This is a genomic window from Caulobacter sp. Root655 (assembly GCF_001427665.1).
Taxonomy (GTDB): Bacteria; Pseudomonadota; Alphaproteobacteria; order Caulobacterales; family Caulobacteraceae; genus Caulobacter.
Genome location: NZ_LMHC01000006.1, coordinates 60,874 through 87,614, shown reverse-complemented (window position 1 = coordinate 87,614; position 26,741 = coordinate 60,874). Strand labels below are relative to the sequence as shown.

The window sequence follows — 26,741 nt, the reverse complement described above, 5'->3', positions numbered from 1 at the left end:
TTATCAGGACGAGTTTGAAGGTCATGGCGCGAAATAACCTTCACTTCGATGATCTGCTTCTCGACGCCAGGAACGTCGAACTGCTGCGGCTGCTCGACAGCGATCCCCGCGCCAGCGTTTCGGAACTGGCCCGGCGGATCGGCATGTCCGCCCCGGCCGTGAAGGAGCGCCTGACCCGGCTGGAGGAGGCCGGCGTCATCCTGGGCTATCGCCTCGAACTGTCGGCCAAGGCGCTGGGGTGGCCGATCACGGCGTTCATCCGGGTCAGGCCGATGGCCGGGCAGCTTCCCAGGATCATCGAACTGGCGGAGTCGATCCCGCAGGTCGCCGAATGCCACCGCATCACCGGCGAGGACTGCTTCATCCTCAAGGTCCATCTGGACGCGCTGGAAAACATGGACCAGATCCTCGACCGGTTCCTCGCCTACGGCCAGACCACGACCTCCATCGTCCAGTCGACCCCGGTGCCGTCGCGATCCCCGCCGCTTCCGGGCCCGCGCGAGTGATGCGCGCAAGGCGGATGGTCACGCCCGTTGTTCGCCTATCAGGCGAGTTTCGTGTTAACCTCGACCCACGTCCCCGCCAGAGGGGCGGGCATCGTTAGGGAGGTTCACCATGGTCGACGCCATGTATGCGACCCGTGTGCGCGTGCGTCCCGTGTTCTTCAGGAAATGCGACATCAACAAGCCGGCCTCCGCCGAGCTGCGGCACATGGGTCCCTGCATCCAGTGGGGCCGGGTGGGGCTGGTGGCGATGTTCCTGCTGTTCGGGGCGGGGCTGGCGACCCTGGCCTATGCGGGGATGGGGTAGGGCGACCAAACCCCAACTGTTGTCATCCCGGACGAACCCGGCGAAGCCGGGTGAAGATCCGGGACCGCCGGAAGCGCTTGCGTTCACGCGCCGGTCCCGGATCGGCGCGCTGCGCGCTTGTCCGGGATGACAGCACTAGGGAGCTGACCGCCGCCACCCCACTTAAAGCGTGACGTCCACCCCCAACCTGACCGATGCTCCGCCCACGACATCGCGGGGGCGGCATGCATCAGAAAATCGACCTTCAGGGCGGCAACACGCTCTGGAACCCTGACCTGGCGCCGACCACGCCCGAGCAGCGCACCTGGCGCGCCCAGCACTTCGCGGCCCTGTGGCTGGGCATGGTCATCGCCGTGCCGGCCTACATGCTGGCGGCGGGCCTGATCGAGCAGGGGATGTCGGCCGGACAGGCGGTGTGGGCGGTGCTGCTGGGCAACCTGGTGGTGCTGGTCCCGATGCTGCTGATCGGCCACGCCGGGGCGCGCTGGGGCGTGCCCTACGCGGTGCTGGCCCGGGCCTCGTTCGGCTGGCGCGGGGCGCGGGCCCCGGCCCTGGCCCGGGCGGTGGTCGCCTGCGGCTGGTACGGCATCCAGACCTGGATCGGCGGCGGGGCGCTGCTGACCCTGCTGGGGGTGATGGTCGGGCGCGGCCTGGTCGGGCCGATGGTCCCGGTGCTGGGCATCGGGGTCGGCCAACTGCTGGCCTTCGCCGCCTTCTGGGCGATCCAGTTGCTGTTCGTCACCAAGGGCCTGGAGACGGTGCGCAAGCTCGAGACCTGGACGGCGCCGGTCAAGGTCGTCGTCTGTGGCCTGCTGGTCTGGTGGGCGCTGAGCAAGGCCGGCGGCCTGGGGCCGATCCTGCACGAACCCTCGGCCTACGACCCCGGCGGCGCCAAGGCCGGGACCTTCTGGCGCGACTTCGGCCCCGCCGTCACCGCCATGACCGGCTACTGGGCGACCCTGGCCCTCAACATCCCCGACTTCACGCGCTTCGCCCGGTCGCAGAAGGACCAGATCGTCGGCCAGGCCGTGGGCTTGCCGGGGCCGATGGCCCTGTTGGCGACCATGAGCGTCATCACCACCTCGGCCACGGTGCTGATCTTCGGCAAGCCGATCTGGGACCCGGTGGCCCTGGCCGGCGACATCGGCGGGATCGCGGTGCTGGTCGGCCTGCTGATCATCAGCCTCGACACCGTCTCCTGCAACATCGCCGCCAACCTGGTCGGCCCCGCCTACGACTTCTCGGCCCTGTGGCCCCAGCGGATCAGCTATCGCACCGGCGGCTACATCACCGCTGTCATCGGGGTGCTGATCATGCCGTGGAAGCTGCTGGAGAGCACGCAGGGCTACATCTTCGTCTGGCTGACCGGCTATGGCGCCCTGCTGGGGCCGGTGGCCGGGATCCTGATCACTGACTACTGGCCGCTGCGGCGGACCCGGCTGGACGTCGAGGCGCTGTACGACCGGACGGGGCGCTATACCTATTTCAAGGGCTGGAACCTGGCGGCGCTGGCGGCCTTCGTGATCGGCGTGGCGCCGAACCTGCCGGGGTTCCTGAAGGCGGCCGGCCTGCCGGCGGCGGCCGGGCTCGGGGCGCCGTGGACGGGGCTCTACGACTATGCGTGGTTCGTCGGGGCGGGACTGGCGGCGGCGGTCTATTGGGCGGCGATGCGGGTTGGCGGCGGGGCGAGGGCGTCGGCTTTCCAATAGGGCGTTGGTTTCCGCTTTCGACCCGTTGCGGAGGTTCGAACGGTCAGCATCTGAAACCCAAAACCATCCCGTCCCTCCCCCCTGCGGGGAGGGTGGCCCGCGTAGCGGGTCGGGTGGGGGTCCGGTGCAGGGCGTCCTTGCGGCGGTGAAGCCCCACCCACCAGCTTCGCTGGTCCCCCCTCCCCACAAGGGGGAGGGAAGAACGGTTGTCTGACTTCCACCCTTCTCGGACGTTGAAAGCATCCGCCTGACGGGGACGGGCGTGCCTGTATCCCCGCCCGCGCCGGAAGGAACCCCAGCCTTTCCAACGCCCTGCAAGAAAATCAGCGTCACATTGACCGCCGCGCTCAAACCCGCTGCACAATAGAGCTGTCTCCATCACGGGGAGGGCTCTTGGTACCGGCCCAAGCAGGCGATGGGGATGGAACCGAGCGGGGCCGCGCAGGGCCGCGCGCGAGGCAGGTGTGGGTCTGTTCGTGGATAGATCCGGGACCCACCGAAACCTCGCCGGGACTTGCGTCCTGCACCCCGACGCCCGCTCGGGCCCGATCAATCCCTGTTCCAGGATCAGTCGGAGTCGCCGACGGCCCCTTCCGGGCGGCTTTGATCCTGCCCGTCCGAGGGGAAACGTCGATCGGGATGAAACAAGCCCTCAATCGCCGTCCCTTGAGAAGAACGGTTTCGCGGAGCGGTCAGGTCTAGCCGAAACGCACACACAAACTCACGGTCATCCGGGCTTGGCCCGGCCGCTCCGCGTCCTCCTCAACCACCCTTTCGGGACATCCCGTCAGGCGGCGAAGTCATGTGTCCGTAAAGCCTCCCCCTGTGGGGGAGGTGTCGGCGAAGCCGACGGAGGGGGGAGTGATAGGCCGATGGCCAGTCCTACGATCGACAACCCCAAAACTCCCCCCCACCGATCGCTGCGCGATCGCCTCCCCCACAGGGGGAGGCTTTGGGTTGGCGGCCTCGTGCATCAAAACTTGCATCCCACACAAAAACCCGCATCTAGGCCCCATGCGTCGTTTCAACTCCGCCGACCCCGCCTTTCCCGCCGCTTTCAAGGCCTTCCTCGACGAGCGCCGGGGCGCGCCCGAGAACGTCGATGCGGCCGCGCGCAACGTGCTGGACGCCGTGCGGGCCGACGGCCTGGCCGCCGTGCTCAGCTTCACCAGCCGCTTCGATGGGGTGGAGCTGACGGAAGAAACGATCCGCGTCACCGCCGAGGAGATCGAGGCCGGCGCCGCCGCCGCGACCCCCGAGGTCCGCGAGGCCATCGCCTTCGCCGCCGCCCGCATCCGCGCCTTCCACGAACGCCAGCGCCCCACCGACCAGTCGTGGACCGACGAGGCCGGCGTGCAGCTGGGCTGGCGCTGGACGCCGTTGGAGGCCGTGGGCGTCTATGTGCCCGGCGGTCGCGCAGCCTATCCCTCGACCGTGCTGATGAACGCCGTGCCCGCCCAGGTGGCCGGCGTCGACCGCATCGCCATGGTCACCCCGCCCGGCAAGCTGGAGCCGGCGGTGCTGGCCGCCGCCAAGGAGGCCGGGGTCACCGAGATCTGGCGGATCGGCGGGGCCCAGGCCGTCGCCGCCCTGGCCTATGGCGCGGGGCCGATCCAGCCGGTCGACAAGATCGTCGGCCCGGGCAACGCCTATGTCACCGCCGCCAAGCGCCGGCTGTACGGCGTGGTCGGCATCGACGCCCTGGCCGGCCCGTCCGAGATCGTGGTGGTCGCCGACGCCAACAACAATCCCGACTGGATCGCCGCCGACCTGCTGAGCCAGGCCGAGCACGACCCGGCCGCCCAGTCGATCCTGATCACCGACGACGAGGACTTCGCCCAGGCGGTGTCGGACGCCGTCGACGCCCTGCTGAAGACCCTGCCGACGGGCGTCGACGCCGCCGAGTCGTGGCGCGACCACGGGGCGATCATCCTGTGCCATCTGGACGATAGCCCGCGCCTGGTTGACCTGCTGGCCCCCGAGCACGTCGAGTTCGCGATCGACGACCCCGAGCGCCTGGCCGACCGGGTGCGCCACGCCGGGGCGATCTTCCTGGGCCGGCTGACGCCCGAGGCGATCGGCGACTACGTGGCCGGCTCCAACCACGTGCTGCCGACCAGCCGCGCGGCGCGCTTCCAGTCGGGCCTGTCGATCTACGACTTCCTCAAGCGCACCTCGATCGTCAAATGCGACGCGGCGTCGTTCGGGATCCTCGGCCCCCACACCGTGGCCCTGGCCAGGGCCGAGGGCCTGCCGGCCCACGCGCTGTCGGCGTCGATCCGCCTCCCGTCTGGCCGGTTGCCTTCGAAGCCGTAAGGCGCAAGTCTCCCTCCGATGTCAGACGTCAAAGCCAGCCAGTCCCTGAAGTCCATCGTCATCGACGAGGACAGCCTCGCGGCGGCGTCCCGCGACCAGGAGCAGGAGCGGCAGGTGGCGATCTTCGACCTGCTGGACGGCAACTATTTCGAGCCGGCCGAGGCGGCGGGCGGGCCCTACGACCTGCGCCTGTCGCTGATCGAGAACCGCCTGGCCTTCGACATCGTCGGGCCGGGCCCTGAAAGCGAGCGCTGGGAGCGCCGGCACCTGCTGTCCCTGTCGCCCTTCCGGGGAGTGATCAAGGACTACTTCATGATCTGCGACAGCTACTATTCGGCGATCCGCAACTCGTCGCCGCAGCAGATCGAGGCCTTGGACATGGGCCGGCGCGGCCTGCACAACGAGGGTTCGTCGCTGCTGCGCGAGCGGCTGGAGGGCAAGGTCAAGACCGACCTCGACACCGCCCGACGGCTGTTCACCCTGATCTGCGCGCTGCACTGGCGGGGCTGAGGGCGTGTTCCGCGAAAGTGGCCCCGGTTTCACGATGAGAACACGCCCAAGAACCCAGACTCTGGAGCCTCTCTCTTCTGAGCGGTTGAGCTTGTTCGGCAGAGAGAGGCTCTAGGGGTGTCGGGGCTTCCGGACGCGGTGCTGTTCGCCTGCAACTACAACCGCGTGCGCTCGCCGATGGCCGAGGCCCTGTTCCGGCATTTCTACGGCGCCCGGGCCTTCGTCGATTCGTGCGGCCTGAAGGGCGACCCGGCCGAGGAGGGCGTCGATCCGTTCGTGGCCGTGGTCATGGACGAGATGGGCCTGGACGTCGCCGGTCATCGCCCCAAGAGCTTCGCCCAGCTGGAGGACGACAGTTTCGACGTGGTCATCTCCCTGACCCCCGAGGCCCAGCACCGGGCCGTGGAGCTGGCTCGCGACCGGGCCACCGACATCGAGTACTGGCCGACCCACGACCCCACCCTTGCGATCGGTTCCCGCGACGCCATGCTTACCGCCTATCGTGAGGTGCGCGACGCCCTGGCCAACGCGATTCGACAACGTTTCGGCGCGCCATCGACGTTCGGGGGGTGAATGCGCTATACACCCCGCCTCGCAGCCGCGATCCGCTCCCCGACTCAATCGTCGCGGGGGCTCTACCGGCATGGCGTCACCCGTTTTGAGAGGCCTGATGGCTAAGGAAGAACTGCTCGAGTTTCCCGGTACGGTCAGCGAATTGCTGCCCAACGCGACCTTCCGCGTGAAGCTGGAGAACGATCACGAGATCATCGCCCATACCGCCGGCAAGATGCGCAAGAACCGCATCCGCGTGCTGGCCGGCGACAAGGTGCTCGTGGAAATGACGCCCTACGACCTGACCAAGGGCCGCATCACCTACCGCTTCAAGTAGGGCTGGCGATGGTCGTCCAGCGGACGCCGCTGGTTTTGGCCAGTGCGAGCCCCCGGCGCCTGGACCTGCTCGCGCAGGTCGGCGTCGTCCCGGATCGGGTCGATCCCGCCGACATCGACGAGGCGCCGTCGCGGGACGAGACCCCGCGGCGCCATGCCTTGCGTCTGGCCGTCGAGAAGGCGAGGGCGGTGGCCCCGCGCTCGCCCGGCTGCCTGGTGCTGGCCGCCGACACCGTCGTCGCCGTCGGTCGCCGCATCCTGCCCAAGGCCGAGACACCCGAGCAGGCGGCCTACTGTCTCAAGCTGCTGTCGGGCCGCAACCACATGGTGCTGACCGGCGTCGCGGCGATCGCCCCCGACGGCCGCGAGGCCTCGCGGCTGGTCGAGACCCGGGTGCAGTTCAAGCATCTGTCCGACGCCGAGAAGGCCGACTACCTGGCCGGCGGCGAATGGAACGGCAAGGCCGGCGGCTACGGCGTGCAAGGCGTGGCGGGCGGTTTCATCATCGACCTGCATGGCTCCTACACCTCGGTCGTCGGCCTGCCCCTCTATGAGACCATGAACCTGCTTCAGGGTCTCGACTGGAAGAAACCATGAGCGAGCGGCGCGCCTATCTCTACAAGGGCATCGGCGAGACGGTCGGGGTGGTCACCCTGGACGGTCGCCCCGAACGCCTGGTCGCCACCTGGGACGGTGACGATCCGCTGGACGCCGAGGGCGTGCGCGGCGTGGCCCGGGTCAAGAAGATCGAGCGCGCCTTCGCCTCGGCCTTCGTCGCCCTGCCGGGCGGGGCCGACATCCTGCTGCCGTTGCGCCCCGACATGCCCAAGCTGGTCGAGGGCCAACTGGTCGAGATCGAGATCCGCGCGCCCTCGCGCCGCGACAAGTCGGCCGTGGCCCGCTTCATCGGCGAGGCCGAGGGCGAGCCCCGCGTCCTAGCCCACGCCCCGACCATCGACGAGCTGCTGCGCCTGTGGGTGAAGTCGGGCTCGCCCACCCAGGGCCTGGCCGCCCTGGAGGCGGTCGAGGCCGCCGAGGCCGAGGCCCTGATGACCGTCTTCGCCCTGCCGGGCGGCGGCGACATCGCCGTCGAACCGACCCGGGCCCTGGTGGCCGTCGACGTCGACCTCGGAAACCGCGACGGCGACTCCAAGAAGGCGGCCCGCGCCGCCAACATGGCCGCTTTCACCACGGCCGCCCGGGTCCTGCGCCTGAAGGGCCTGGCGGGGCTTGTGGTGTTCGACCTGGTCGGCCGGGGCCACGACGGTCCAGCCCTGACCACGGCGGCGCGCAACGCCTTCGCCATCGACAATCCCGGCGTCGGCCTGGGGCCGATCAGCAAGTTCGGGGCGCTCGAGATGATCGTGCCGCGCCGGACCCGGCCGATCCTCGACCGGCTGCTCGACGAGACGGGCGGCCTGTCGGCCCGCGCCGGCGCCCTGCGCCTGGTCCGGGCCTTCGAGCGCGAGGGCAGGGCCGACCCCGGCGGCAGGCTGGCCGGACGCTGCGGCCCGGCCGTCGCCGAGGCCTTCGCGGCCCTGGACGCCGGCCTGGCCGACAAGATCGGCCGGCGCTTCACCCTGTCGGTCGTCGCCGACTGGCCCAACGACCGCCTGGAGGTCTCCGCGTCATGAGCGCCTGCCCGATCTGCAAGAAGCCCGCGATCCCGGAGTTCCGGCCGTTCTGCTCCAAGCGCTGCGCCGACGTCGACCTGAACCGCTGGCTGTCGGACCGCTACGTCGTGCCCGGCGCCGACGAGGACGAGGAAAACCCGCCGTCCACAGACTTCGAGCGGGAATAATCGGCGATCGCCCACGAGGGACTGGACTTCGTTTTTCGGCTCACCTATAGACGCGGCTCCTCGCCGTCAGGCGGGCGCCGGGGCGGTTTCGACCGCCTCCAAGGCTCAGGGCCTGGGTAGCTCAGTTGGTAGAGCAGCGGATTGAAAATCCGCGTGTCGCTGGTTCGATTCCGGCCCCAGGCACCACTTCTCCTCATCCGCGGCCTGGTCATTCGATCGAAGTCATCGCTCGTGACGTGGGGTGGCTCGTGGGCCGGCGCCGCGACTTTCATCACTTCCGTCCCCCTCCCGTGCAGAAGTGAAATTTTAGCCGCCCATCGGCGTCATGCCTGGGCGCGCCGGCCACCGGCCCGCCCGGCGTCTTCGCGACGGGCGGATGGCCATGGCGACGCGTCCGGAATCCGGCGGTGGAGCTTCGGTCCGGCGGCGGCCGTCTGAGACCGGAATCGTCAGGCTCGGCCGCCGATTCCGACCGATCGAGGTACGGATTTCAGCCGGGCGCGGCCATTTTCGGCCTGGCGGAAGGCGCCGACGGGCCCATTCCCCGGCTTTCGGCGGGAGGCGACGCCCGGCGAGCGCCCGAGAACGGCCAGGGACGTTCGCCGCAGGATTGCGCTTTGGCTCGGTGCTCGCCGTGGTCACGCCTGCAAGACCGGCGTTTTGTCAGTTTGTTGCAGCGCAGCATGGATATTCTCCATGATAGGGAAAAACCGCCCTCAAATCCTGATTTCCCTTTTGTGCGGTGCGGCAACGATAGTGCGTGCGTCAAAGGGACGGTGAATTTATGCCCTCCCTCACCCCTTGACGGTGCGAAAAGGGGTTGCCAAAGGACCCCTGCCGCAATTCTAACATTGCGGTAAGATCGCTGCCTCATAGGGGCGGCGGTCACACGCGCTTCGAAACGATCCTTCTCAGGGGCACAAGCCCGGCAAGGGGGGCGTAACGGGTCGAGCGCAGCGAAGCGGGTCCGCGGGGCTACCGAGAGATCGGTCGTCACGCAGGCTATTCAAGTTAGGGTGGAGACGCTCTCGCGCGACGACCCTCGGTCCAAACGTGCTAGACCAATCAGGAACTGGCGACAGATGCTCGACATTAAACGGAAGACCCCCCTCATCGCACTCGTCGGCGCCATGGCGCTGATGGCGAGCGCTCCGGCTTTCGCTCAGGACGCTGCGGCTCCTGCGCCGGCCACCACCGAAGCCGCCGCTCCGGCCGGTGACGCCGCCGCTCCGGCCCCGGCTCCCGCCGAAGCCGCTCCGCCGGCCGCTGACGCCGCCGCCGCCGAACCCAAGAAGGAATCGCACTCGCTGACCCCGGTCGGCATGTTCCTCGCCGCTGGCGCGGTGGTTAAGGTCGTGATGATCGGCCTGATCCTGGCCTCGATCTTCTCGTGGGTCCTGCTGATCACCAAGATCTTCGAGTTCGGCGCCCTGAACAAACAATCGGACAAGTTCCTGGAAGCCTTCCGCGGCGCCCGTTCGATCGCCGACATCGCCCGTATCGGTTCGTCGGAAGAATTCGAAGGCAACCCGATGGCCGACATGGCCGCCGCGGCCGCCCAAGAAGTCGAACTGTCGCGTCAAGCGGGTCTGGCCGTCACCGGCGAGCACCGTGACTCGACGCTGTCGCGCGCGACCTACGCCATCAACGCGGTGCAAGCCTCGCTGGTGAAGCGTCTGTCGGGCGGCATGGTGTTCCTGGCCTCGGTCGGTTCGGCCGGTCCGTTCATCGGTCTGTTCGGTACGGTTTACGGGATCATGACCTCGTTCATCGGCATCGCGAACACCAACACGACCAACCTGGCCGTCGTCGCCCCCGGCATCGCCGAAGCGCTGCTCGCCACCGGTATCGGTCTGTTCGCCGCTATCCCGGCGGTTATCTTCTACAACTACTTCCAGACCCGCATCTCGGGTTACGGCACGCGCTCGGAAGGTTTCGTCGCTGAACTGATGAACGCCATTTCGCGCCAGCTCGACAAAGGAGCCTAAGACCGATGGCCGCCAAACTCTCAGGCGGTGGTGGCGACAGGTTTAACGTCGAACAGAACAGCGAGATCAACGTCACGCCCTTCGTGGACGTCATGCTGGTCCTCCTGATCATCTTCATGGTGGCGGCGCCGCTCGCCTCCGTGTCGGTCGAAGTGAACCTGCCGCCGGCGGTCGCGAAGGCATCGCCTAATCCGCCGAAACCGGTCTACATCTCGATCAAGGAATCGGGCGAAGTCTTTATTGGAGACTTTCCGACCACGGTTGACACGATGGGTGAAGACCTGACGAAGAACATCGGCAGACGCGACCCTACCAAGGAGCGCATCTTCATCCGCGCCGACGAAAAGACGCGCTACGGAGCTTTCATGGAGGTCATGAACGCCCTCCAGGACAATGGCTTCTATAGCGTGGCTCTGATCGGCAAGGATGAGAACAGCTAGGGGTGATGCATGGCTGAACAAAAAGCGCCTGAGCATCGCCACTACGACCCGCTCACCTCAGAAGGTCCGCGCCGGAAGAAGGGCCTCGGCGCCTTCGGTATCGCGCTGATCGTCGTCGTCGGCTTCCACGCTGCTTTGTTCGCGTATCTGGCGAAGCAGAAGTTCGAAGCAGTGATGAAGGAGTACCACGACGACGCCGTGGACGTGGAGCTGCCTCCGCCGCCCCCGCCGCCGCCGCCTCCGCCGCCGCCGCCGCCGCCGCCGACCAACGCTCCGCCTCCGCCTCCCGCGGTGGTGCAGCCGAGGCCGCCGATCGCGCCGCCGCCGGACATCACGCCGCCGCCGCCCCTGCCGATCCCGCCTGTCAAGGAACGGGTCGAGCAAACGGCGCCGCCCGTGATCTCCGCCACGCCGCCGGTTCCCTCGAACCCGCCGGCGCGGGCGTCGGTCATCACCAAGCCGGATTGGGCCCGCAAGCCTACCGGTGAGGACATGGCTCGCTACTACCCCGACCGCGCTCAGCGGATGGAAGTGAATGGCCGCGCGACTCTGTCGTGCACCGTCACCGCCAGGGGGTCGCTGGAAAGCTGCTCTGTCGTTTCGGAAAACCCGGGCGACTACGGTTTTGGCGACGCGGCGATGAAGCTGTCGAAACTGTTCCGCATGAAGCCGAAGACGCTTGACGGCGCTCCGGTGGACGGTGGTCAGATCACGATCCCGATCGTCTTCCAGGTCCCCCGCTAGGGGTCCGACGACCGGCAAGACCACGAGCGCCCCGGAGCTTCACGGCTCCGGGGCGTTTTCGTGTGAACGGGGCTGTTTCGGTGCTTGATCCGGCTCACGCCTCCGACTAAAGACACTCCCTCGCGATGCGCCGCCTTAGCTCAGTTGGTTAGAGCGCCGGTTTGTGGAACCGGAGGTCCTCAGTTCAAGCCTGAGAGGCGGTACCATCGCCAGACGTCGAAAAGGCCCGGCCGCCAAGCCGGGCCTTTTTCGTTTTCCGGGCGGGGGGGCGAGACCTGGAGCATTCGTCGGGATGGGCGGTGTTGGGGTTAAGCCAACTTGGCCGACGAATGCCCTAGCCGTGGTGGCCGGATACGGCGGCCCAGACGCGCCAGCCGATCAGGATGATCACGATCCAACCCACGGTCAGGCCGGCCATGGGCCGGGTCTGCCACCAGTATCGAATGCGGCCCAAAGCGGCCTCCGACGTTTCCACTCTACGCTCCCCCCTGGCGCGCGGATGGTCGCGCGCCGCTTTCTTGAAAGCGATGCTGCGCGCCAACGATGCTTTGCGATAGGTCCAGCCTGTGCGGCACAGCGCCGCTACCCTGAGTCTGGGAAACAGAGCGTTCAGGCGGCGTCGCGCGTCGCGGGCGTCGAAGAAGCGTGCGTCGGCGCGGTGGGCCTAGCGTGCCGTCGCGGCCGGCTCGTCGTCGACCATGGCCTTGACCAGATCGACCACGCGGCGGCGCAGGCGGCGGTCGTTCAGGCGGGGAAACAGGCCGGCCAGTTCCAGGCCTTCGGGAGTGGCCACGAACTGGGTCATGCGCTGGGCGAAGCCGTCGTCGGCGTCGCCTCCGGCCGTTTCGTCCAGGCCTTCGAAGAAGTAGGACACCGGCGACTGCAGCAGCCGCGCCGCCTCGTACAGCTTCGAGGCGCTGATGCGGTTGGCGCCGCGCTCGTACTTCTGGATCTGCTGGAAGGTGATGCCGAGGGCGTCGGCCAGCTGCGTCTGGCTCAGGCCCAGGACCTTGCGGCGGATCCGGAGGCGGGCGCCGACATAGAGGTCGACGGGGTGAGCCGCTTCGGCGGGGGGTTTTGCAGTCATCCGCTTCTGGTCCCTCCAGCGATCGCCCGGTCGCGCGTGGATGCGAGGCGTGCGGTCCAGCTTGGTTAACACAGGATAGACCCATGCGGTTGCGTTAGTCACGTCTCTGACACATCAGGTCCTTGTCCCGAAAATCGCCCGCCGGGGTTGACCTTTCGCGCGGACAGGGGTGTTTGCCGCCCATGGAGACGAGGCTTGGCGCGCGGGTGGCGGTGGCCGGCGCCGGCGCGATCGGATCGGCCGTGGCGCTGGCCCTGGCGCGCGCCGGGCGGGACGTCACGGTTTTCGATCCGCGCCCCCTGGGCGACAACGCCTCGGGCGTGGCCGCGGGCATGCTGGCCCCGGTCGCCGAAGCCGTGTTCGACCCCGCCTCGACCTCGCACCTGGACCTGCTGCGGCGGGCGCGCGACCTCTGGCCGGCCTTCGCCGCGCCGTTGGGGATCACCCTGCTCAGGAGCGGCCTGAGGGTCGAGGGCGACGCGGCCTGGCTGGAGGCCGTCGCGACCCGCTTCGAGGCCGTGGGCGCGCCTGTGAGACGGCAGGGTGGCGCCTTGACCAGCGACGAGGATTGGCGGCTCGAGGCGCGGCCGTCCCTGGCGGCGATGCATGACGCGGCCCTGGCGCTGGGCGTGCGGTTCGAGGCGCGGGCTTTCGAGGTCGGAGACCTGGCGGCCTTCGAGGCCGTGGTGCTGGCCACGGGGGCGGCCCGCCTTCCTGGCCTGGCCCCGGAACTGGCCGCCCTGACCCCGATCAAGGGCCAGATCTTGCGGGCCGACCGCGGCCCGGCGACCGGTCCGGTGATCCGGGGCGAGGGGGCCTATGTCTGCCCGGGCCGAAACCCGGCGATCGGCGCGACCATGGAGGTCGGGCGGAACGACCTGACGATCGATCCTGTCGCGACCGAGGGCCTGCGCCGGGCGGCGATCCGCCTGCGGCCCGAGCTGGCCGAGGCGACGATGACCACCCAGGTCGGGGTACGGGCGACCACCGTCGACGGCCTGCCGCTGGTGGGCTGGAGCGCGACCCCCGGCGTGATGCTGGCGGTCGGGGCGCGGCGCAACGGCTGGCTGCTGGCGCCGCTTGTGGCCGCTCTGGTCGCGGCGTATCTGACAGGCAACGACCCGGGTCCGGACGCCGCGCATTTCGACGCGCGGCGCTTTTCGAAGGCCTGAGCGACAACGACAACAGCAAGGGCAGGGGCGCATGGCCGGATTCTGGTTGACCGAGGAACAGGAAGCCATCCGCGAGGGCGTCGCCAAGTTGTGCGCCGGCTTCGACGACGAGTACTGGCGCCGCACCGACGAGACCGGAATCTTCCCCGAGGAATTCGTCGCCGCCATCGCCGAGGGCGGCTGGCTGGGCGTGGCCATGCCCGAGAGCGTCGGCGGGGCGGGCCTGGGCCTGACGGAAGCCGCCGTGATGATGCAGACCGTGGCCCAGTCCGGCGCGGGCTTCTCCGGCGCTTCGGCCATCCACCTGAACATCTTCGGCCCGATGCCGATCGTGAAGTTCGGCACGGACGAACAGCGCCAGAAGCACCTGCCGCGGCTGATCTCCGGCGAGGACAAGATGTGCTTCGCGGTGACCGAGCCCAATTCGGGCCTCGACACCTCCAGCCTGGAGACGCGGGCCGAGCGCACCAATGACGGCTATGTGCTGAACGGCCGCAAGATCTGGACGACCGGGGCCCAGCGGGCCAACAAGATTCTGATCATCGCCCGCACCACGCCCAAGGACCAGTGCGCCAAGCCGACCCAGGGCCTGTCGCTGTTCTACACCGACCGCGAGAAGATCGAGGCCAAGCCGATCCCCAAGATGGGGCGCAAGGCGGTCGAGTGTAACATGCTGTTCATCGAGGACCTGCACGTGCCCCAGGAGGACCTGGTGGGCGAGGAGGGCAAGGGCTTCGCCTACCTGCTGCATGGCCTCAACCCCGAGCGGGTGCTGTTCGCGGTCGAGGCCGTGGGCCTGGGCCGTGTGGCCCTGTCCAGGGCGGTGACCTACGCCAAGGAGCGCGTGGTGTTCGGCCGGCCGATCGGCCAGAACCAGGGGATCCAGCATCCGCTGGCCCGGTCGTGGGCCGAACTGGAGGCCGCCAACCTGATGGCCTTCAAGGCCGCCGCCCTCTACGACCTGGGCAAGGACTGCGGGGCCGAGGCCAACGCCGCCAAGTACCTGGGCGCCGAGGCCGGCTTCACCGCCTGCGAAACCTCGGTCCTGGCCCATGGCGGCATGGGCTACGCCAAGGAATACGACGTCGAGCGCTACTTCCGCGAAGCGATGATCGCCCGCATCGCGCCGGTCAGCCGGGAGATGATCCTCAACTTCATCGCTGAGCGGGTGCTGGGGCTGCCGAAGAGCTATTAGGGGGTTCTCCGTCTGGGGGCGCCGTGCGGACCCCCTCCGGCCCTCCGGGCCACCTCCCCCAGAGGGGGAGGATCTGGTTGGAAAGTCGGCCCCTTCCTGCGCCCTCTCCCGGAGGGGAGAGGGAGGGGCCCGCCGCGCAGCGGTGGGAGGGTGAGGGGTGACGCCGTCAACTGCTCATCCCCAAGCGCCCTGCCGGCACGCCGTCCAACGTCTAAACCCCTCACCCTCCCACGCCTGACGGCGTGGGCCCCTCCCTCTCCCTCTGGGAGAGGGCGAGATAGCTACCCCGCGCTGAACTTGATCGGGATGCGCACGCTGGCGCCGTCGACGGGCTGGCCGTTTTCGGTCTGGGGGCTCATCCTGAAGTACTTCGACAGCTTGACGGCGGCGTTGCCGAAGCCCTCCTCGGCGGGGGTCTCGCCGGCCACCACGCAGTCGCGCAGGGCGCCGTTGGCCGCGACGGTGCAGGCCAGGGTGGCCTGGCCCGAAACCTCCCGGCGCATGGCGCTTTCGGGATAGAAGCGGCTGAACTCCGAGGCGCCGGGCTTCTTCAGCCAGTTGGGGCTGCGGATCACCTTGGCCACCGTCGGCTCGACCGGCGGATCACCGGCGAAGGGCGGATTGAAGGTGAACTTCGGAGGCCCCGAGCCGACCACGTCGCTCGGCGGCGGGACCGGCACGACCAGCTTGTCGGGGGTCGCCAGGGGCGGCGGATCAGCGGGCACATGCGGCCGGATAGGGTTGGACTGCTCCGGCTTGGGCGTTTCCTGCTGCGGCTTGGGCGGCGGCGGCTCCAGTGGCGGGGCTTCGAGGATGAAGCCCCGGTCCTCGATGACAGGCTGCGGCATCACGAACTTCTGGTAGGCTAGGTAGGCGAACAGTCCCGCATGGGCGGCGGAGACCAGGACGAGCGCCGCGACCATGGCTTTCGACGGCTTGCCGCGCGGCGCGTCGTTCAGGCCGGGAATGTAGGAACCGATCGTGGCTTGATGGGCGACCATGGCAACCTCCTTGAGCGTCGATGTCTCTGGATCGACACCCGAGCGTCCCACGAAGAATTACGTTTGTAAATATTACGAGCGTAGATTTATTACGATCGTAAGCGAGACACCCTGTCGCAGGGCGGCGGGGCCCCCGCGCCGGCATGGTTAAGCGCGCATTAACCACGCTGGTTCAGACATTGACGCCATGGCAGCCGTCAATTCCATCCGCAGCGTCGTCGAGTCGGCGATCCAGCGCGCGTCCAGCGCGACGGGCGTGGACTTCACGTTCCTGATGGGCACGGCCAAGCGCGAGAGCGGCTACAACCCCAACGCCAAGGCTGGCACCTCCTCGGCCTCGGGCCTGTTCCAGTTCGTCGACCAGACCTGGCTGTCCACGCTGAAGAAGCATGGGACCAAGTACGGCTACGCCCGCTACGCCGATCTGATCCAACAGGGCGCGGACGGCCGCTACCGGGTAGTTGGCGACGAGGCCCGCAAGGCCGTGCTGGGCCTGAAGCTCGATCCGCATGCCGCATCCTTGATGGCTGGCGAACTGGCCTCCGACCATGCCTCCTACCTGCGCGGGCGGGTAGGGCGCTCGCCGACCTCCGGCGAGCTCTACGCCGCCCACTTCCTGGGGCCCCAGGGCTCGGCCCGACTGATCGAGGCCGTCAACGCCTCGCCCGGGGCCAGCGCCGCGGCGATGTTCCCCGACGCGGCCGCCGCCAACCGTTCGATCTTCTATCGCGAAGGCCGGGCGGCCACGGTCGGCGAGGTCTACGCCAACCTGACCAAGACCGGCGGCGGCGAGCGCGTCACGGCCCTCGACGCCTCGGCCAACGCCACGCCCGCCGCCGACCAGGGCTTCATCCAGTACGCCACCGGCCGCCGGCTGGAGCGCATCCAGCAGCAGGAAGCGCTCGTCAACCTGATCCTGCGCGGCTCGCAGGATGTCGACAGCGGCTTCAGCCTGGCGTCGAACAGCAGCGGCTCGTCCGCCTCGCGGATGACCAACTCGATGTTCTCGTCCGAGATGCTGCGCGTGCTGTCGGAAGCCGGGGACAAGACCAGGCGGTAGGTCATTTCGGTCCGCTCATCCCTACGCCTCCACCGGCCGCAACCCCGCGATCTCGTCCTCCGAATAGCCGATCTCGGTCAGCACGACGGCCGTGTGCTCGCCCAGGCGCGGCGCCGGGCCTCTAGGCCCGTCCTCCGACCCCGGGAAGCGGGCCGGACCGGCGGGGGCGGGGAAGGTGGCGCCGTGGCCGTCCGGGGTCTGCACGAAGCATCCCGCCGCCTGGGCCTGGGGGTCGCCCACCAGGTCGCGCGGCGTCTGCCAGGGCGCCCAAGTGATGTCGCCGGCGTCGAGCGCTTCCTTGGCCTGGGCGTAGTCCATCGCCCCGAACGCTTCGTCGAGGATGTCGACCAGGGCGGCGGTGTTCTCGCGACGCAGGCGGGCGGTGGCGAAGCGCGGATCCTCGGGCAGGTCCGGGCGGCCGGCGGCGACGGCGATCTGCCGCCAGTCGGTGGCGCCCTGGCGGGCCAGAAGGCAGATCCAGCGGTCGTCCCTGGTCTTGAAGAAATTGGCCAGGGGCTGGATCGCCTCGCGCCGCCCGCGCGTCGAGGCCAGCTTCCCGAACCGCAGCTGGATGGCCATGTCCGAGCCGATCGCATAGACGCCGGTGCGCAGCAGCGAGGTCTCGACCAGCCGCCCGGTTCCGGTGCGATGCCGTTCGTGGACCGCCGCCAGGATGGCGGACACCGTCGCCAGGGAGGTCACGTGGTCGCCCATGCCGGTGCGAATCGGGAAGGGCTCGGCCCCTTTCGGCGCGGTGATCGCGCCCACCCCGGCTCGCGACCAGAAGGCCGCCACGTCCATGCCCGGCTTGTCGGCGTCCGGCCCCTCCAGACCGTAGCCGGTGAGGCTGCAATAGATCAGCCGCGGATTGACCGCCTTCAGCGTCTCGTAGTCCAGCCCCGCCCGCGCCAGGGCGGCCGGGCGGACATTGGTCAGGAAGATGTCGGCGTCCTTGACCAGGGCCTTGGCCGCGGCGGCGCCGCCCTTTGATCGGATGTCGAGCACCACCGAGCGCTTGCCGCGGTTGTCGAGCTCGAAGATCGGGTTGGCGTCCTGGTCGGAGGCGATGGTGTCGAAGAACCGCCGCATGGGGTCGCCGTCGGGCGACTCGATCTTGATCACGTCGGCGCCCCAGTCGGCCATGATCCCGGCCGCGCCCGGGGCGGCGATGTAGGTGGCCAGTTCGATGACCCGCAATCCGCGCAGCATGACGTTCTCCCGCTTTTTTGTTGCGGCGAGTGTGGGCGATCCAAACGTTTGTTGGAAGGACGATCGACGTCGCTTGCCGCCGGAGGACCGGGCTAGAGGACTGGAAAGAAGGACGAGATCTGGCAGGAACCGCTGACCGTCTCGTAGAAGACGCCGATCTTCTTGCCGGTGGTCTGGGCCGTCAGCACCAGAGAGTAGAACCGGTTCTTGTCCTCGTTCGTGGCGTTGGGGCCGAAGGAGATCTGACCTGCGTAGCAAGCCGTGCCCGTGTAGTAGGTGATGAGATTGTTGGGCACATAGTTCTGCATTTTCCAGCCGGTGGGGACCGCCTCGAAATAGTTGTCGGCAAGGGCGGGCGAAGCCGCCAGGAGGGCGGAGGCGAGCAGAGCGATGGTCGCGATCTTTTTCATGGAGATGTCCTGAGCGGAGGTCTCGGCGTGAGCCAAACGGGGAGGTTGCGTCGCGGGGGGGTCAGGGCGTGTAGAACGAGGTGATCTGGCAGGAGCCGCTGACCGTCTCGTAATAGACGCCGACCTTCTTGCCGGTCGTCGCGGCGCTGAGCACCAGGGCGTAGAACCGGTTCCTGTCCTCGTTGGTGGCGTTGGCCGGAAATGACAGGGTGCCGTACTGGCAGGGCGAGCCCGTGAAATGGACCAGCAAAGTGTTGGGCGCGTAGTTCTGCAGGCGCCAGCCGGCGGGCGAGGCTTCGATATTGGCGTCGGCCCAGGCGGCCGGCGCCGACGACAGGGCCAGCGCGGACAAGGCGAGGGCGAGGGTCTTTTTCATGAGGACATCTCGGGAGGAGCGTGACGGCTATCCGGCCGCGCCCTTCGTCTCCGGAGGGGTCGCGATCCGCAGCCTAGCTTGGCCTTACCGACGGTTTCGTACAACCCTGGCACAAGTCTTTCCGTCGGTGATATCAGGCGACCGCGGCCTGGCTGGAGACGCTCTTGCGGTCCAGGGTCGCGGCGTCGGCGACCGCGCGGGCCACGGCGGCCACGCTGACGGGCTTGCGCAGCACGGTGTCGGCGCCGGCGTCCAGGCACTCGCGGGCTTCGTCGGCGTCGCCGCCGATCACCGCGATGATCGCCACGTCGCGATTGCCGCTGTCCAGGGCGCGCAGGGCGGCGGCGGTCTGCGGACCGTCGAGGATCGGCATGCGGCCATCCAGCATCACCAGGTCGAAGTCGCAGATCCGCGCCAGATCCAGGGCCCGGCGGCCGTTCTGGGCGTGGACCACCTGGTGGCCCAGCTGCTCGAGGATGGCCCGCAGCATGGCGGCGTTGAGGGCGTCGTCCTCGGCGATCAGGATTCGCAGGTTGCGCGGCGGCGCGCCGGCCGGCTCGGGCGGCTGGGCGGCCTCGGCCCGGGTCTCGACCACGCAGACGGCCAGTTCGTCGAAAGGCAGGGTCAGGGTGAAGCAACTGCCCACGCCCACGGCGCTGGAGCCCTCGAGCGCGCCGCCCATCAGCCGGGCCAGCTGGCGCGACAGCGACAGGCCCAGGCCCGCCCCGTTGACGCCGGCGCCGGTGCGCTCGATGCGGCGGAAGGCCTCGAAGGCCTGTTCCAGCTCTTCGCCCGACAGGCCGGGACCGGTGTCGGCCACCTCGATGGCGATCTGGTCGCCGCGTCGCTCGACGCGCACCTCGATCCGGCCGCGCACCGTGTATTTCACCGCGTTGCCGACGATGTTGGCGATGATCTGGCGGGTGCGCAGCGGGTCGCCCATGGCCGCGCCGGCTTGGCGGTGCTCCAGCTCGGCCTCGACGTGGACGGTCAGCTCCAGGCCCTTGGCCATGGCGTGCGGCCGGTCCAGCAGCACCAGGTCGCGGATCAGGCGCACCGGCTCGAAGGCGACGCGCTCGACCGCCAGGCGGCCGGACTCGGCGGTCTCGGAGTCCAGGGTGGCGTTGAGCACGGCGACCAGGTCCTGGGCGGCGTCCAGGGCGGCGTTCAGCTGCTCGCGCGATGGCGCCGCGCGGCCGCCCTTGCCGGCGGCGGCGGCCAGCACGTGGGTGACCCCGGTCAGGCCGTTGCGGATCTCGTGGCTCAGGGTGGCGACGATGTCGGACTTCGAGCGGGCCATGCGCTCGGCGGACTCCAGCACCTTGAGACGCTCCTCCAGCAGGGCCTCATGGTCCAGGGCCAGGGCGTGCTGGCGGCGCAGCATGCGGTTCAGCACCAGGGACAGGGCCATCGCCAGGGCGATCGCGCCCCAGGCCATTGTGCCGGCCCAGCGGCTGTCGGGCCGCGAGAACAGCAGCAGCAAGGGGCCGCAGGCGGCGACCGGCGCGGTGATCAGCAGGGCGACCATGCACGGCGCGGAGAAGAAGATGCAGACCACCGCCGCCCCGGCCGACAGCAGCAGCAGAGTGTCGCGGGCCGGGCCGGCCCCGTCGGCGAAGATCGCCATCTGGATCACCCCCACCGCCCACAGCAGGCCCGAGAGCACGTGCACCCGCGCGCGGCGAGCCAGGTTCTCGGCCTCCGGCGTGCGCAGCCAGGCGACCACGGCGTAGAAGGCGCCCCAGTTGATGGCGAACACCGCGAAGCTGACCGCCAGCCAGACGGCGTTGGCGGCGAACGACCCGGCCCAGACATAGATCGGCAGGCTGACGGCGAACACCGCCAGCGCATAGGGCAGCAGCGCCGTCTGGGCGTCGAGCGCCAGACGGGCGTCGGCGCCGCTGACTGCGGGGGCGGTTGGTCGGCGCTCGGCGAACAAGGATCGGATTCCTCGGGTGATGAACGAGGACCCTAGGCGGTCGCGGTTTGCACGGGGTTACGGCTTATCGTTAATCCACAGCGCAATGCGGGCAAACAATCGTTAAGCCTAACAAGGGATGATCCGATTCCCAGCTGTTCCCAGGCATAGGGGGGAGATCCATGGCCACCACCCGCGCCGCCCTGACCGACCACGACATCCGCATGCTGGTGAAGGGCGCGACGCCCGACGAGCGGGCGCTGGCCGCCCACAAGCTGTGTCGCACGATCGACCGCGCCGAGCTGGACGAGGCCCAGCGGGCCCTGGCCGCCGACATCCTGCGGGTGATGGCCGCCGACGCCGCCGAACTGGTCCGCCGCGCCATGGCCGTGACCCTGCGCAATTCGCCGACCCTGCCGCCCGATATCGCCAACCGCCTGGCCCGTGACGTCGAGAGCGTGTCGCTGCCGATCATCAGCTTCTCGCCGGTGTTCAGCGACCAGGATCTGGCCGAGATCGTCCGCCTGGGCGGTCCGGTGCGGCAACTGGCCGTGGCTAAACGTCCCAGGCTGTCGAGCAAGATCACCGCCCTGCTGGTCGACCAGGGGTCGGAAGAGGTGGTCGCCACCGCCTGCGCCAACGACAATGCCCGCTTCTCGGACATGGCCCTGCAGCGCGTGCTGGACCGGTTCTCCAAGTCGGAGGCGGTGCTGAGCGCGGTGGCCTATCGCGCCGCCCTGCCGCTGGCGGTGACCGAGCGCCTGATCGACATGGTCGGCGACCAGCTGCGCGACCACATCCTGACCCACCACGCCCTGTCGGCCGAGCGGACCCTGGACCTGATCCTCGGGGCCAAGGAGCGGGCGACCATCGACCTGGTGGAGCAGGCCGGCCGGGCGGCCGACGCCAAGGGCTTCGCGGCGCACCTGGCGAGCGTCAAGCGCCTGACGCCGTCCCTGCTGCTGCGCGCCCTGGCCCACGGCCACATGACCTTCTTCGAATGGGGCGTCGCCGAGCTGGCGGGCGTGCCCCATCACCGCACCTGGCTGATGATCCACGACGCCGGGCATCTGGGTCTGAAGGCGATCTGCGAGCGGGCCGGCCTGCCGTCGCGCCTGTTCCCGGCCCTGCGGGCCGGCGTCGACGCCTTCCACGCCCTGGACTATGACGGCCGCCCCGGCGACCGCGAACGCTTCCAGGAGCACATGATCCAGCGGTTCCTGACCTCTTCGGCGGCGGTGTCGCGCGAGGACACCGACTACCTGCTGGAGCGCGTCGATCGCCTGACCGAGCAGGTCGAGGCGGCGGTGGGGTAGAGCGTCTTTTCCACCTTGAAACTGTCATCCCGGACGTAGCGAAGCGAAGATCCGGGACCGCCGGAAGCGCTGAGTTCACGCGTCGGTCCCGGATCGGCGCGCTGCGCGCTTGTCCGGGATGACAGGTTAATGTTTGCCCGGCTCTAACCAAACGCCTGTTCGAAAACGTCTGGGCAAGGCGCGGCTTCTCCGCCAAGCTCGTCCGATGTCAGAGCGCCCGACCGACCCCATCCGACCCGCCGCCACCATTCTGCTGCTGCGGGACGCCCAGGCGGATGCCTCGCCCTTCGAGGTGCTGATGGTCAAGCGCCACCACCAGATCGACTTCGCGGCCGGCGCCCTGGTGTTCCCGGGCGGCAAGAGCCATGCCGGCGACCACGACCCAGCCTGGAGCGACCACGCCACCGGCTGGGAGAGCGTCGGCGAGGACGGCGCCGCCCTGCGCATCGCCGCGATCCGCGAGGCCTACGAGGAGGCGGGGGTGCTGCTGGCCCGCGACGCGGCCGGCGAGACTTATGTCGGCGAGGCGGCGATCGACGTGCGGGCGGCGGTGGCCGAGGACCGCGTGGCCTTCCTCGACGTGGTCCGTGACCTGGGCCTGAAGCTGGACCTGGCGGCCCTGACCATCTTCGCCCGCTGGATCACCCCGCCGCTGATGGCCAAGCGCTTCGACACCTGGTTCTACGTCGCCCACGCGCCCCTGGCGCAACTGGCGATCTGCGACGGCCACGAAGCGGTCGACGCCGAGTGGATCGCCCCGGGCGAGGCCCTGGCCCTGGCGGCCTCGGGCGCGCGCAAACTCATCTTTCCAACGCGGATGAACCTGCAACTGCTGGCGGAGAGCGCCAGCCCGATCGCGGCGATCGAGACGGCGCTGGCCCGGCCTCTGGTCACCGTCGAGCCCTGGGTCGACGGCCCGTCGCTGCGCATCCAGCCGGACGCCGGGTATGGCGCGGTGGCGGAGCCGCTGTCGGCCTTGTGAGTGGATAGGGCGGCGTCACCTTGTGGCGCCATTTGTCCGCTGCTGGCGCGATGGCGACGATCATCGAGGCGCCGGCCGGGCGGCGGACAAGCTCCTGCGCCCGGCGCGCAGGGTGCTAACCGCCCCAGCCGTCAACGCCAGCGCGGCCCCGATCCCCAAGCCGAGTCTCGGCGCCAGGTCGACGGAGGTGGCGGTGAAGAGCGCCGTCATGAGCACCGCGCCGGCCGTCTGGCCGGTCAGGCGGGCCGTTCCCTGCAAACCGCCGGCCGCCCCGCTACGCTCCGGAGGCGCGCCGAGGAACATGTTGCGGTTGTTGGGCGCCTGAAACAGGCCAAAGCCCAGGCCGCACAGCATGACGCAGGGAACCAGGATCTGGGGCGCGCCCCGCGCCTGGATCGCCATCGCCGAAAGGCCCAGGGCGAGGATACCGCCGCCCAAGGCGCAGAGCCAGGCGGTTGAGACGCGGTCGGACAGGTAGCCAGCGACCGGGGCGGCGATCGCCACCGTCAACGGCCAGGGCGTGATGTAAAGCGCCATCTGCAACGCGCTGAGGCCCAGGCCGTGCTGCAGGTAGAAGGGAAGCGCCACCAGGGCCGCGGTCTGACCGGTGAACAGGCACACCGAGGCGGCTGCCGAAATGCTGACGGAGGGCACGCGCAACAGGTCCAACGGGACCAAGGGGAACGCCTTGGGCGCTTCGCGACGCACCAGCATCGCTAGCCCCGCCCCCGCGCCGAGCAACAGGACGAGGGAAAGGTGCGGCTGGGTCGGCAGCAGATCCACGCCGACGACCAAGGCGGCGAAGACACCGCCGTTGAGGGCGATGCTGAGGGGATCCAGCGCTCGCGAGGAGCCAGGCGAGCGCGGCAGGGCGCGGCTGGCCAAGAGCGCCGCGGCGCCGATCGGCAGATTGAGGGCGAACAACCAGGGCCCGCTTGCCGCCGAGAGGATCACAGCGCCCAAGGACGGGCCAGTCGCCGTGGCGAGCGCGACGGTCAGCGCGTTCCAGCCGATGGCGGCGCCGAGGCGGTGAGGCGGCACGACCTGGCGCAGCAGGGCGACGCCCAGGGCCATCACCGCCGCGCCGCCGAGCCCCTGAAGAAATCGCGCCGTCACCAGCCAGGGCAGGGACGGAGCGGCGGCGCAGAGCGCCGAAGCCGCCGTGAAAAGCGCCACGCCCGCCGTGAAGACACGCCGAAAGCCGAGGCTCTCCCCGAGCGCGGCGCAAGGGAGCAACGCCATCACCAGCGCCAGTTGGTAGGCGGTCACCACCAGGATCGACATCGCGGGCGACACCCGCAAAGCGTGGCCGATCGTCGGTAGCGCCAGGTTGACGATCGCCGCATCCAGAACCACCAGCGTCGTGGCCGCCAGCACCGCGGCAATCGCCCGGACGGGGCGCATGGTCATGGCGCGCCCCGCGTCCACACGCCGTTCCGCTCCACGTAACGCGTGATCCTGCGCTCTTCGGCGTCCTCGACCTTCAGGTCGCGCTCGGTGAAGCGAAACAGCAGGGCCGGACCGCTCGTGCAGCGCGTGTCGTGGATGTCTCCTGGCAGGTAGACCTGCACCTGACCAGGTTGGACCAGGGTGGCGTTACGCTTGACCAGGCGCGGCCCGTCGGCGCCGTCCAAGCGCCCGTAGGTCCCCATCTCGCTCAGGCCGCGCTGAACGCCATAGATCACCCAGCTGAGGCCGTGGTCGTGTGGCGGCCGGTAGAGACCGGCTGGCTCGGCGTGGGCCAGCAGCATGAAGCCGTGGTCGGGGTCGCGATACAGCGTCGTGCTGAGCGGCGGCTTCGCATGCAGGTTCGCCAACCACGCTTCGGTCACCGGCGCCCGGAGCAGCGCCGCCAAGTGACGGCTGCACGCGGCGGCGACTTCGCTGGTCAACGGCCCCCAATCGGACCGGACGTTGTCGATGAATGTTTCCAGGGCGGTCTTGGTCATGGCTGTCTCCTTCGGCTCTGTCCGAGAGATAGCCGCGAGCTCGATGGGGCGGAACGCGCACCATTTGCAATTCATTCGTGCGTTTGACGCCATGTCAGAAGCGAGGTCGTGCTAGACATCGACCGATGTCGACACCCGACCTCAATCTGCTCGTGGCCCTGGATGTCCTGCTCGCGGAAGGCAGCGTCGCGCGCGCGGCCAAGCGCCTGCAGCTCAGCCCTTCGGCGATGAGCCGGACCCTCGCGCGGCTGCGCGAGACCACCGGCGATCAGCTGCTTGTCCGGGCCGGCCGCGGCCTGGCGCCGACGCCTCTAGCGCTGGCGCTGCGCGAGAACGTCGGTCAGCTGGTTGACCAGGCCGCGGCGGTGCTGCGCCCGGTGGAGCGGCTCGATTTAGCCCGCCTGGCCCGCACCTTCACCCTTCGCGCGCGCGAGGGCTTCGTGGAGAATTTTGGGGCCGAGCTGGTGTCTCGGGTGTCCGAACAGGCCCCGAACGTGCGGCTCCGCTTTATCGCCAAGCTCGACAAGGACAGCACGCCGCTGCGCGATGGCGACGTCGATCTGGAGACCGGCGTCGTCGAACAAACGATTGGACCGGAGGTCCGAGCCCAGGGGCTGTTCGACGATCGCTATGTGGGCGTCGCGCGACTCGGGCACCCGCTGAGCCCTGGTCCGGTGAGTTCGGCGGGCTATGGCGCCTGGCGTCACGTCGAGGTCGTGCTGCAGGGCTCCGAGAAGCCGCCGATCGACAACTGGCTGGCAGCGTCCGGAGTGGTGAGGGACATCGCCGCCGAGGTAGGCGGCTTCGCCGCGGCGCTGGCCCTCGCACGTGGATCCGACCTTATCGCCACGGTCCCCGAGCGTCATACCCGCGCGCTGCGGGCCGGCATGTTCTGGTTTCCGCTACCGGTCCCATTGCCTGGGTTCACGGTGTCCCTGCTCTGGCATCCTCGGACGGATGGCGATGCGGCGCACCGTTGGCTGCGCGGCTGTGTCCGCGAGATCTGCGCGGCCTAGTCCGGGCGCCGATAACCCGGGAAGTACTTTATCTGCTCGTCGACGCAGACGCCAAAGGGCCTCGAACCGTCCGGACCATAGGGAACGGTCCGGTCGAAATGCCAGGCGATCGTGTCGTTCGATCCGAGTGTAGCGGATCCCGGAGAGCCGCCGCACGCGACCACCACGGCGTCTAGCAACGGCTGGGTGACCCGGTCCGGAAGAAACGAATCCAGACCGGCGCCCTCCTCGGAGGGCGTAAGCTGTCTCGCCGCGCGAAGGACCTGGTAGGCCCGGCTCATATCGGCCCCCGTCGATAAGAAATCCGATCGGGCGCGATCGCCGCCCAAGGCGCGGACGACGTCGCACTCCTTGCTCCACGTCTCGAACCGCGACTGCAAGCTGGCCCAAACTCGGGCGGCGCTTGAAGCGCCGCTACCGGCAAGCCCTTGACGAGTGTAGCACGCTGGGAGGCCCTTAGGGTTTTGCAACAAAGTCGAAAACTGGATCGCGAAGCCCGTATCGCGGCGCTCCAAGGTGACGGCGATCGGCAAGTTCCGCGGCGACCACTCTGCTGAAACCGCCAGGAGCGCACATCCCTTGGGCGCTCGATCGTAGATGCAGGTCTGACCCGGCCGTGATCCATAGACCCGCCTTAGCGACAGGCCCCCGAGCGGCTCGGCGATCGCGAAGCCATCTGGAGGAGACGTCACGACATCGGCGCGCGCGATCGCGGCCCAACCCGCGGCTATCGTGCCGGCCAGTGAGGCCGATACCAGGAACGAACACTTCTTGCCGCTGCGCCCCACCATCTTGCCCCCCATCACCTGATCAGGAGCATAGCGCCTGTGCGGACTTCTGGCGC

28 protein-coding genes and 2 tRNA genes are annotated in these 26,741 nt (G+C 69.1%); 21 read left to right on the top strand and 9 right to left on the bottom strand.

Annotated features, from left to right (window positions below; all coding sequences use genetic code 11):
* The first annotated feature begins 23 nt into the window (after positions 1–23).
* The 15 genes from ASD79_RS07745 (at position 24) to ASD79_RS07675 (ending at position 11,412) form a co-directional block, all read left to right on the top strand.
* Positions 24–506, top strand: coding sequence for an Lrp/AsnC family transcriptional regulator (locus ASD79_RS07745; protein WP_056720519.1), 483 nt, complete (start codon positions 24–26; stop codon positions 504–506).
* 109 nt (positions 507–615) lie between these two features.
* Positions 616–810: a hypothetical protein gene (locus tag ASD79_RS07740; protein ID WP_056720457.1), complete on the top strand. Its 195-nt coding sequence runs from the start codon at positions 616–618 to the stop codon at positions 808–810.
* 224 nt (positions 811–1,034) lie between these two features.
* Positions 1,035–2,519 carry an NCS1 family nucleobase:cation symporter-1 gene (locus ASD79_RS07735; protein ID WP_056720456.1) on the top strand — a complete coding sequence of 495 codons (1,485 nt, stop codon included), beginning with the start codon at positions 1,035–1,037 and terminating at the stop codon, positions 2,517–2,519.
* 1,014 nt (positions 2,520–3,533) lie between these two features.
* Positions 3,534–4,835, top strand: coding sequence for a histidinol dehydrogenase (gene hisD, locus ASD79_RS07730; RefSeq protein ID WP_056720455.1), 1,302 nt, complete (start codon positions 3,534–3,536; stop codon positions 4,833–4,835).
* An 18-nt stretch (positions 4,836–4,853) separates the two neighbouring features.
* Positions 4,854–5,345 carry a UPF0262 family protein gene (locus tag ASD79_RS07725; RefSeq protein ID WP_056720454.1) on the top strand — a complete coding sequence of 164 codons (492 nt, stop codon included), beginning with the start codon at positions 4,854–4,856 and terminating at the stop codon, positions 5,343–5,345.
* Positions 5,346–5,462: 117 nt separating this feature from the next.
* Positions 5,463–5,918: a low molecular weight phosphatase family protein gene (locus ASD79_RS07720; RefSeq protein WP_082584842.1), complete on the top strand. Its 456-nt coding sequence runs from the start codon at positions 5,463–5,465 to the stop codon at positions 5,916–5,918.
* A gap of 97 nt (positions 5,919–6,015) precedes the next feature.
* Positions 6,016–6,234 (top strand): translation initiation factor IF-1, encoded by a 219-nt coding sequence (gene infA, locus ASD79_RS07715; RefSeq protein WP_004617696.1) that lies wholly within the window; start codon positions 6,016–6,018, stop codon positions 6,232–6,234.
* Positions 6,235–6,242: 8 nt separating this feature from the next.
* Positions 6,243–6,830 carry a nucleoside triphosphate pyrophosphatase gene (locus tag ASD79_RS07710; RefSeq protein WP_056720453.1) on the top strand — a complete coding sequence of 196 codons (588 nt, stop codon included), beginning with the start codon at positions 6,243–6,245 and terminating at the stop codon, positions 6,828–6,830.
* Positions 6,827–7,867: a ribonuclease E/G gene (locus ASD79_RS07705; RefSeq protein WP_056720452.1), complete on the top strand. Its 1,041-nt coding sequence runs from the start codon at positions 6,827–6,829 to the stop codon at positions 7,865–7,867. The genes ASD79_RS07710 and ASD79_RS07705 overlap by 4 nt, the downstream gene beginning before the upstream one ends.
* Positions 7,864–8,034, top strand: a complete 171-nt coding sequence (gene yacG, locus ASD79_RS07700; protein WP_007669031.1) for a DNA gyrase inhibitor YacG — start codon at positions 7,864–7,866, stop codon at positions 8,032–8,034. Before ASD79_RS07705 ends, yacG begins: the two co-directional genes overlap by 4 nt.
* 110 nt (positions 8,035–8,144) lie before the next feature.
* A tRNA-Phe gene (locus ASD79_RS07695) sits at positions 8,145–8,220 on the top strand.
* A gap of 896 nt (positions 8,221–9,116) precedes the next feature.
* Entirely contained in the window at positions 9,117–10,022 is a 906-nt protein-coding gene (locus ASD79_RS07690) for a MotA/TolQ/ExbB proton channel family protein (protein ID WP_056720451.1), read from the top strand.
* A 5-nt stretch (positions 10,023–10,027) separates the two neighbouring features.
* A complete protein-coding gene (locus tag ASD79_RS07685; protein ID WP_056720450.1) occupies positions 10,028–10,462 on the top strand; it encodes a biopolymer transporter ExbD in 435 nt (144 codons plus the stop codon).
* A 9-nt stretch (positions 10,463–10,471) separates the two neighbouring features.
* The gene (locus ASD79_RS07680) at positions 10,472–11,206 is read left to right on the top strand and encodes an energy transducer TonB (RefSeq protein ID WP_056720449.1); all 735 of its coding nucleotides are present in this window, start codon (positions 10,472–10,474) and stop codon (positions 11,204–11,206) included.
* Between the two features lie 129 nt (positions 11,207–11,335).
* Positions 11,336–11,412: transfer RNA gene (locus ASD79_RS07675), tRNA-His, on the top strand.
* 458 nt (positions 11,413–11,870) lie between these two features.
* On the opposite strand, the gene ASD79_RS07670 is transcribed toward ASD79_RS07675, so the two are convergent.
* Positions 11,871–12,293, bottom strand: coding sequence for a helix-turn-helix domain-containing protein (locus ASD79_RS07670; protein ID WP_007669027.1), 423 nt, complete (start codon positions 12,291–12,293; stop codon positions 11,871–11,873).
* A 182-nt stretch (positions 12,294–12,475) separates the two neighbouring features.
* On the opposite strand from ASD79_RS07670, the gene ASD79_RS07665 reads away from it, so the two are divergent.
* Both ASD79_RS07665 and ASD79_RS07660 read left to right on the top strand, forming a co-directional pair.
* Entirely contained in the window at positions 12,476–13,465 is a 990-nt protein-coding gene (locus ASD79_RS07665) for an FAD-binding oxidoreductase (RefSeq protein ID WP_056720448.1), read from the top strand.
* Between the two features lie 31 nt (positions 13,466–13,496).
* Positions 13,497–14,660, top strand: coding sequence for an acyl-CoA dehydrogenase family protein (locus tag ASD79_RS07660; RefSeq protein ID WP_056720447.1), 1,164 nt, complete (start codon positions 13,497–13,499; stop codon positions 14,658–14,660).
* A gap of 281 nt (positions 14,661–14,941) precedes the next feature.
* Here ASD79_RS07660 and ASD79_RS07655 read toward each other — a convergent pair whose 3' ends face one another.
* A complete protein-coding gene (locus ASD79_RS07655; RefSeq protein WP_056720446.1) occupies positions 14,942–15,661 on the bottom strand; it encodes an energy transducer TonB in 720 nt (239 codons plus the stop codon).
* Positions 15,662–15,848: 187 nt separating this feature from the next.
* On the opposite strand from ASD79_RS07655, the gene ASD79_RS07650 reads away from it, so the two are divergent.
* The gene (locus ASD79_RS07650) at positions 15,849–16,721 is read left to right on the top strand and encodes a transglycosylase SLT domain-containing protein (protein WP_056720445.1); all 873 of its coding nucleotides are present in this window, start codon (positions 15,849–15,851) and stop codon (positions 16,719–16,721) included.
* A gap of 21 nt (positions 16,722–16,742) precedes the next feature.
* On the opposite strand, the gene ASD79_RS07645 is transcribed toward ASD79_RS07650, so the two are convergent.
* From ASD79_RS07645 to ASD79_RS07630, 4 genes are all read right to left on the bottom strand, one after another.
* A complete protein-coding gene (locus ASD79_RS07645) occupies positions 16,743–17,930 on the bottom strand; it encodes a CaiB/BaiF CoA-transferase family protein (RefSeq protein WP_056720444.1) in 1,188 nt (395 codons plus the stop codon).
* A 92-nt stretch (positions 17,931–18,022) separates the two neighbouring features.
* On the bottom strand, positions 18,023–18,340 hold the full coding sequence (locus ASD79_RS07640) for a hypothetical protein (RefSeq protein ID WP_056720443.1): 318 nt from the start codon (positions 18,338–18,340) through the stop codon (positions 18,023–18,025).
* A gap of 61 nt (positions 18,341–18,401) precedes the next feature.
* Complete coding sequence (locus ASD79_RS07635; RefSeq protein WP_056720442.1) at positions 18,402–18,716, bottom strand: hypothetical protein; 315 nt, start codon at positions 18,714–18,716, stop codon at positions 18,402–18,404.
* Positions 18,717–18,849: 133 nt separating this feature from the next.
* A complete protein-coding gene (locus tag ASD79_RS07630) occupies positions 18,850–20,655 on the bottom strand; it encodes an ATP-binding protein (RefSeq protein WP_056720441.1) in 1,806 nt (601 codons plus the stop codon).
* A 161-nt stretch (positions 20,656–20,816) separates the two neighbouring features.
* Here ASD79_RS07630 and spbR point away from each other — a divergent pair, with 161 nt between their 5' ends.
* Both spbR and ASD79_RS07620 read left to right on the top strand, forming a co-directional pair.
* The gene (spbR, locus tag ASD79_RS07625) at positions 20,817–21,950 is read left to right on the top strand and encodes a pole-localized protein SpbR (RefSeq protein ID WP_056720440.1); all 1,134 of its coding nucleotides are present in this window, start codon (positions 20,817–20,819) and stop codon (positions 21,948–21,950) included.
* A 205-nt stretch (positions 21,951–22,155) separates the two neighbouring features.
* Positions 22,156–22,932: an NUDIX domain-containing protein gene (locus ASD79_RS07620; protein WP_056720439.1), complete on the top strand. Its 777-nt coding sequence runs from the start codon at positions 22,156–22,158 to the stop codon at positions 22,930–22,932.
* 60 nt (positions 22,933–22,992) lie between these two features.
* On the opposite strand, the gene ASD79_RS07615 is transcribed toward ASD79_RS07620, so the two are convergent.
* A complete protein-coding gene (locus tag ASD79_RS07615; RefSeq protein WP_200952288.1) occupies positions 22,993–24,342 on the bottom strand; it encodes an MFS transporter in 1,350 nt (449 codons plus the stop codon).
* A complete protein-coding gene (locus ASD79_RS07610; protein WP_056720438.1) occupies positions 24,339–24,881 on the bottom strand; it encodes a hypothetical protein in 543 nt (180 codons plus the stop codon). Before ASD79_RS07610 ends, ASD79_RS07615 begins: the two co-directional genes overlap by 4 nt.
* A gap of 125 nt (positions 24,882–25,006) precedes the next feature.
* Here ASD79_RS07610 and ASD79_RS07605 point away from each other — a divergent pair, with 125 nt between their 5' ends.
* Positions 25,007–25,897 (top strand): LysR family transcriptional regulator, encoded by an 891-nt coding sequence (locus ASD79_RS07605; protein WP_056720437.1) that lies wholly within the window; start codon positions 25,007–25,009, stop codon positions 25,895–25,897.
* Here the strand turns inward: ASD79_RS07605 and ASD79_RS07600 are convergent.
* Positions 25,894–26,688, bottom strand: coding sequence for a hypothetical protein (locus tag ASD79_RS07600; protein WP_156400412.1), 795 nt, complete (start codon positions 26,686–26,688; stop codon positions 25,894–25,896). The genes ASD79_RS07605 and ASD79_RS07600 overlap by 4 nt on opposite strands.
* Positions 26,689–26,741 lie beyond the last annotated feature (53 nt).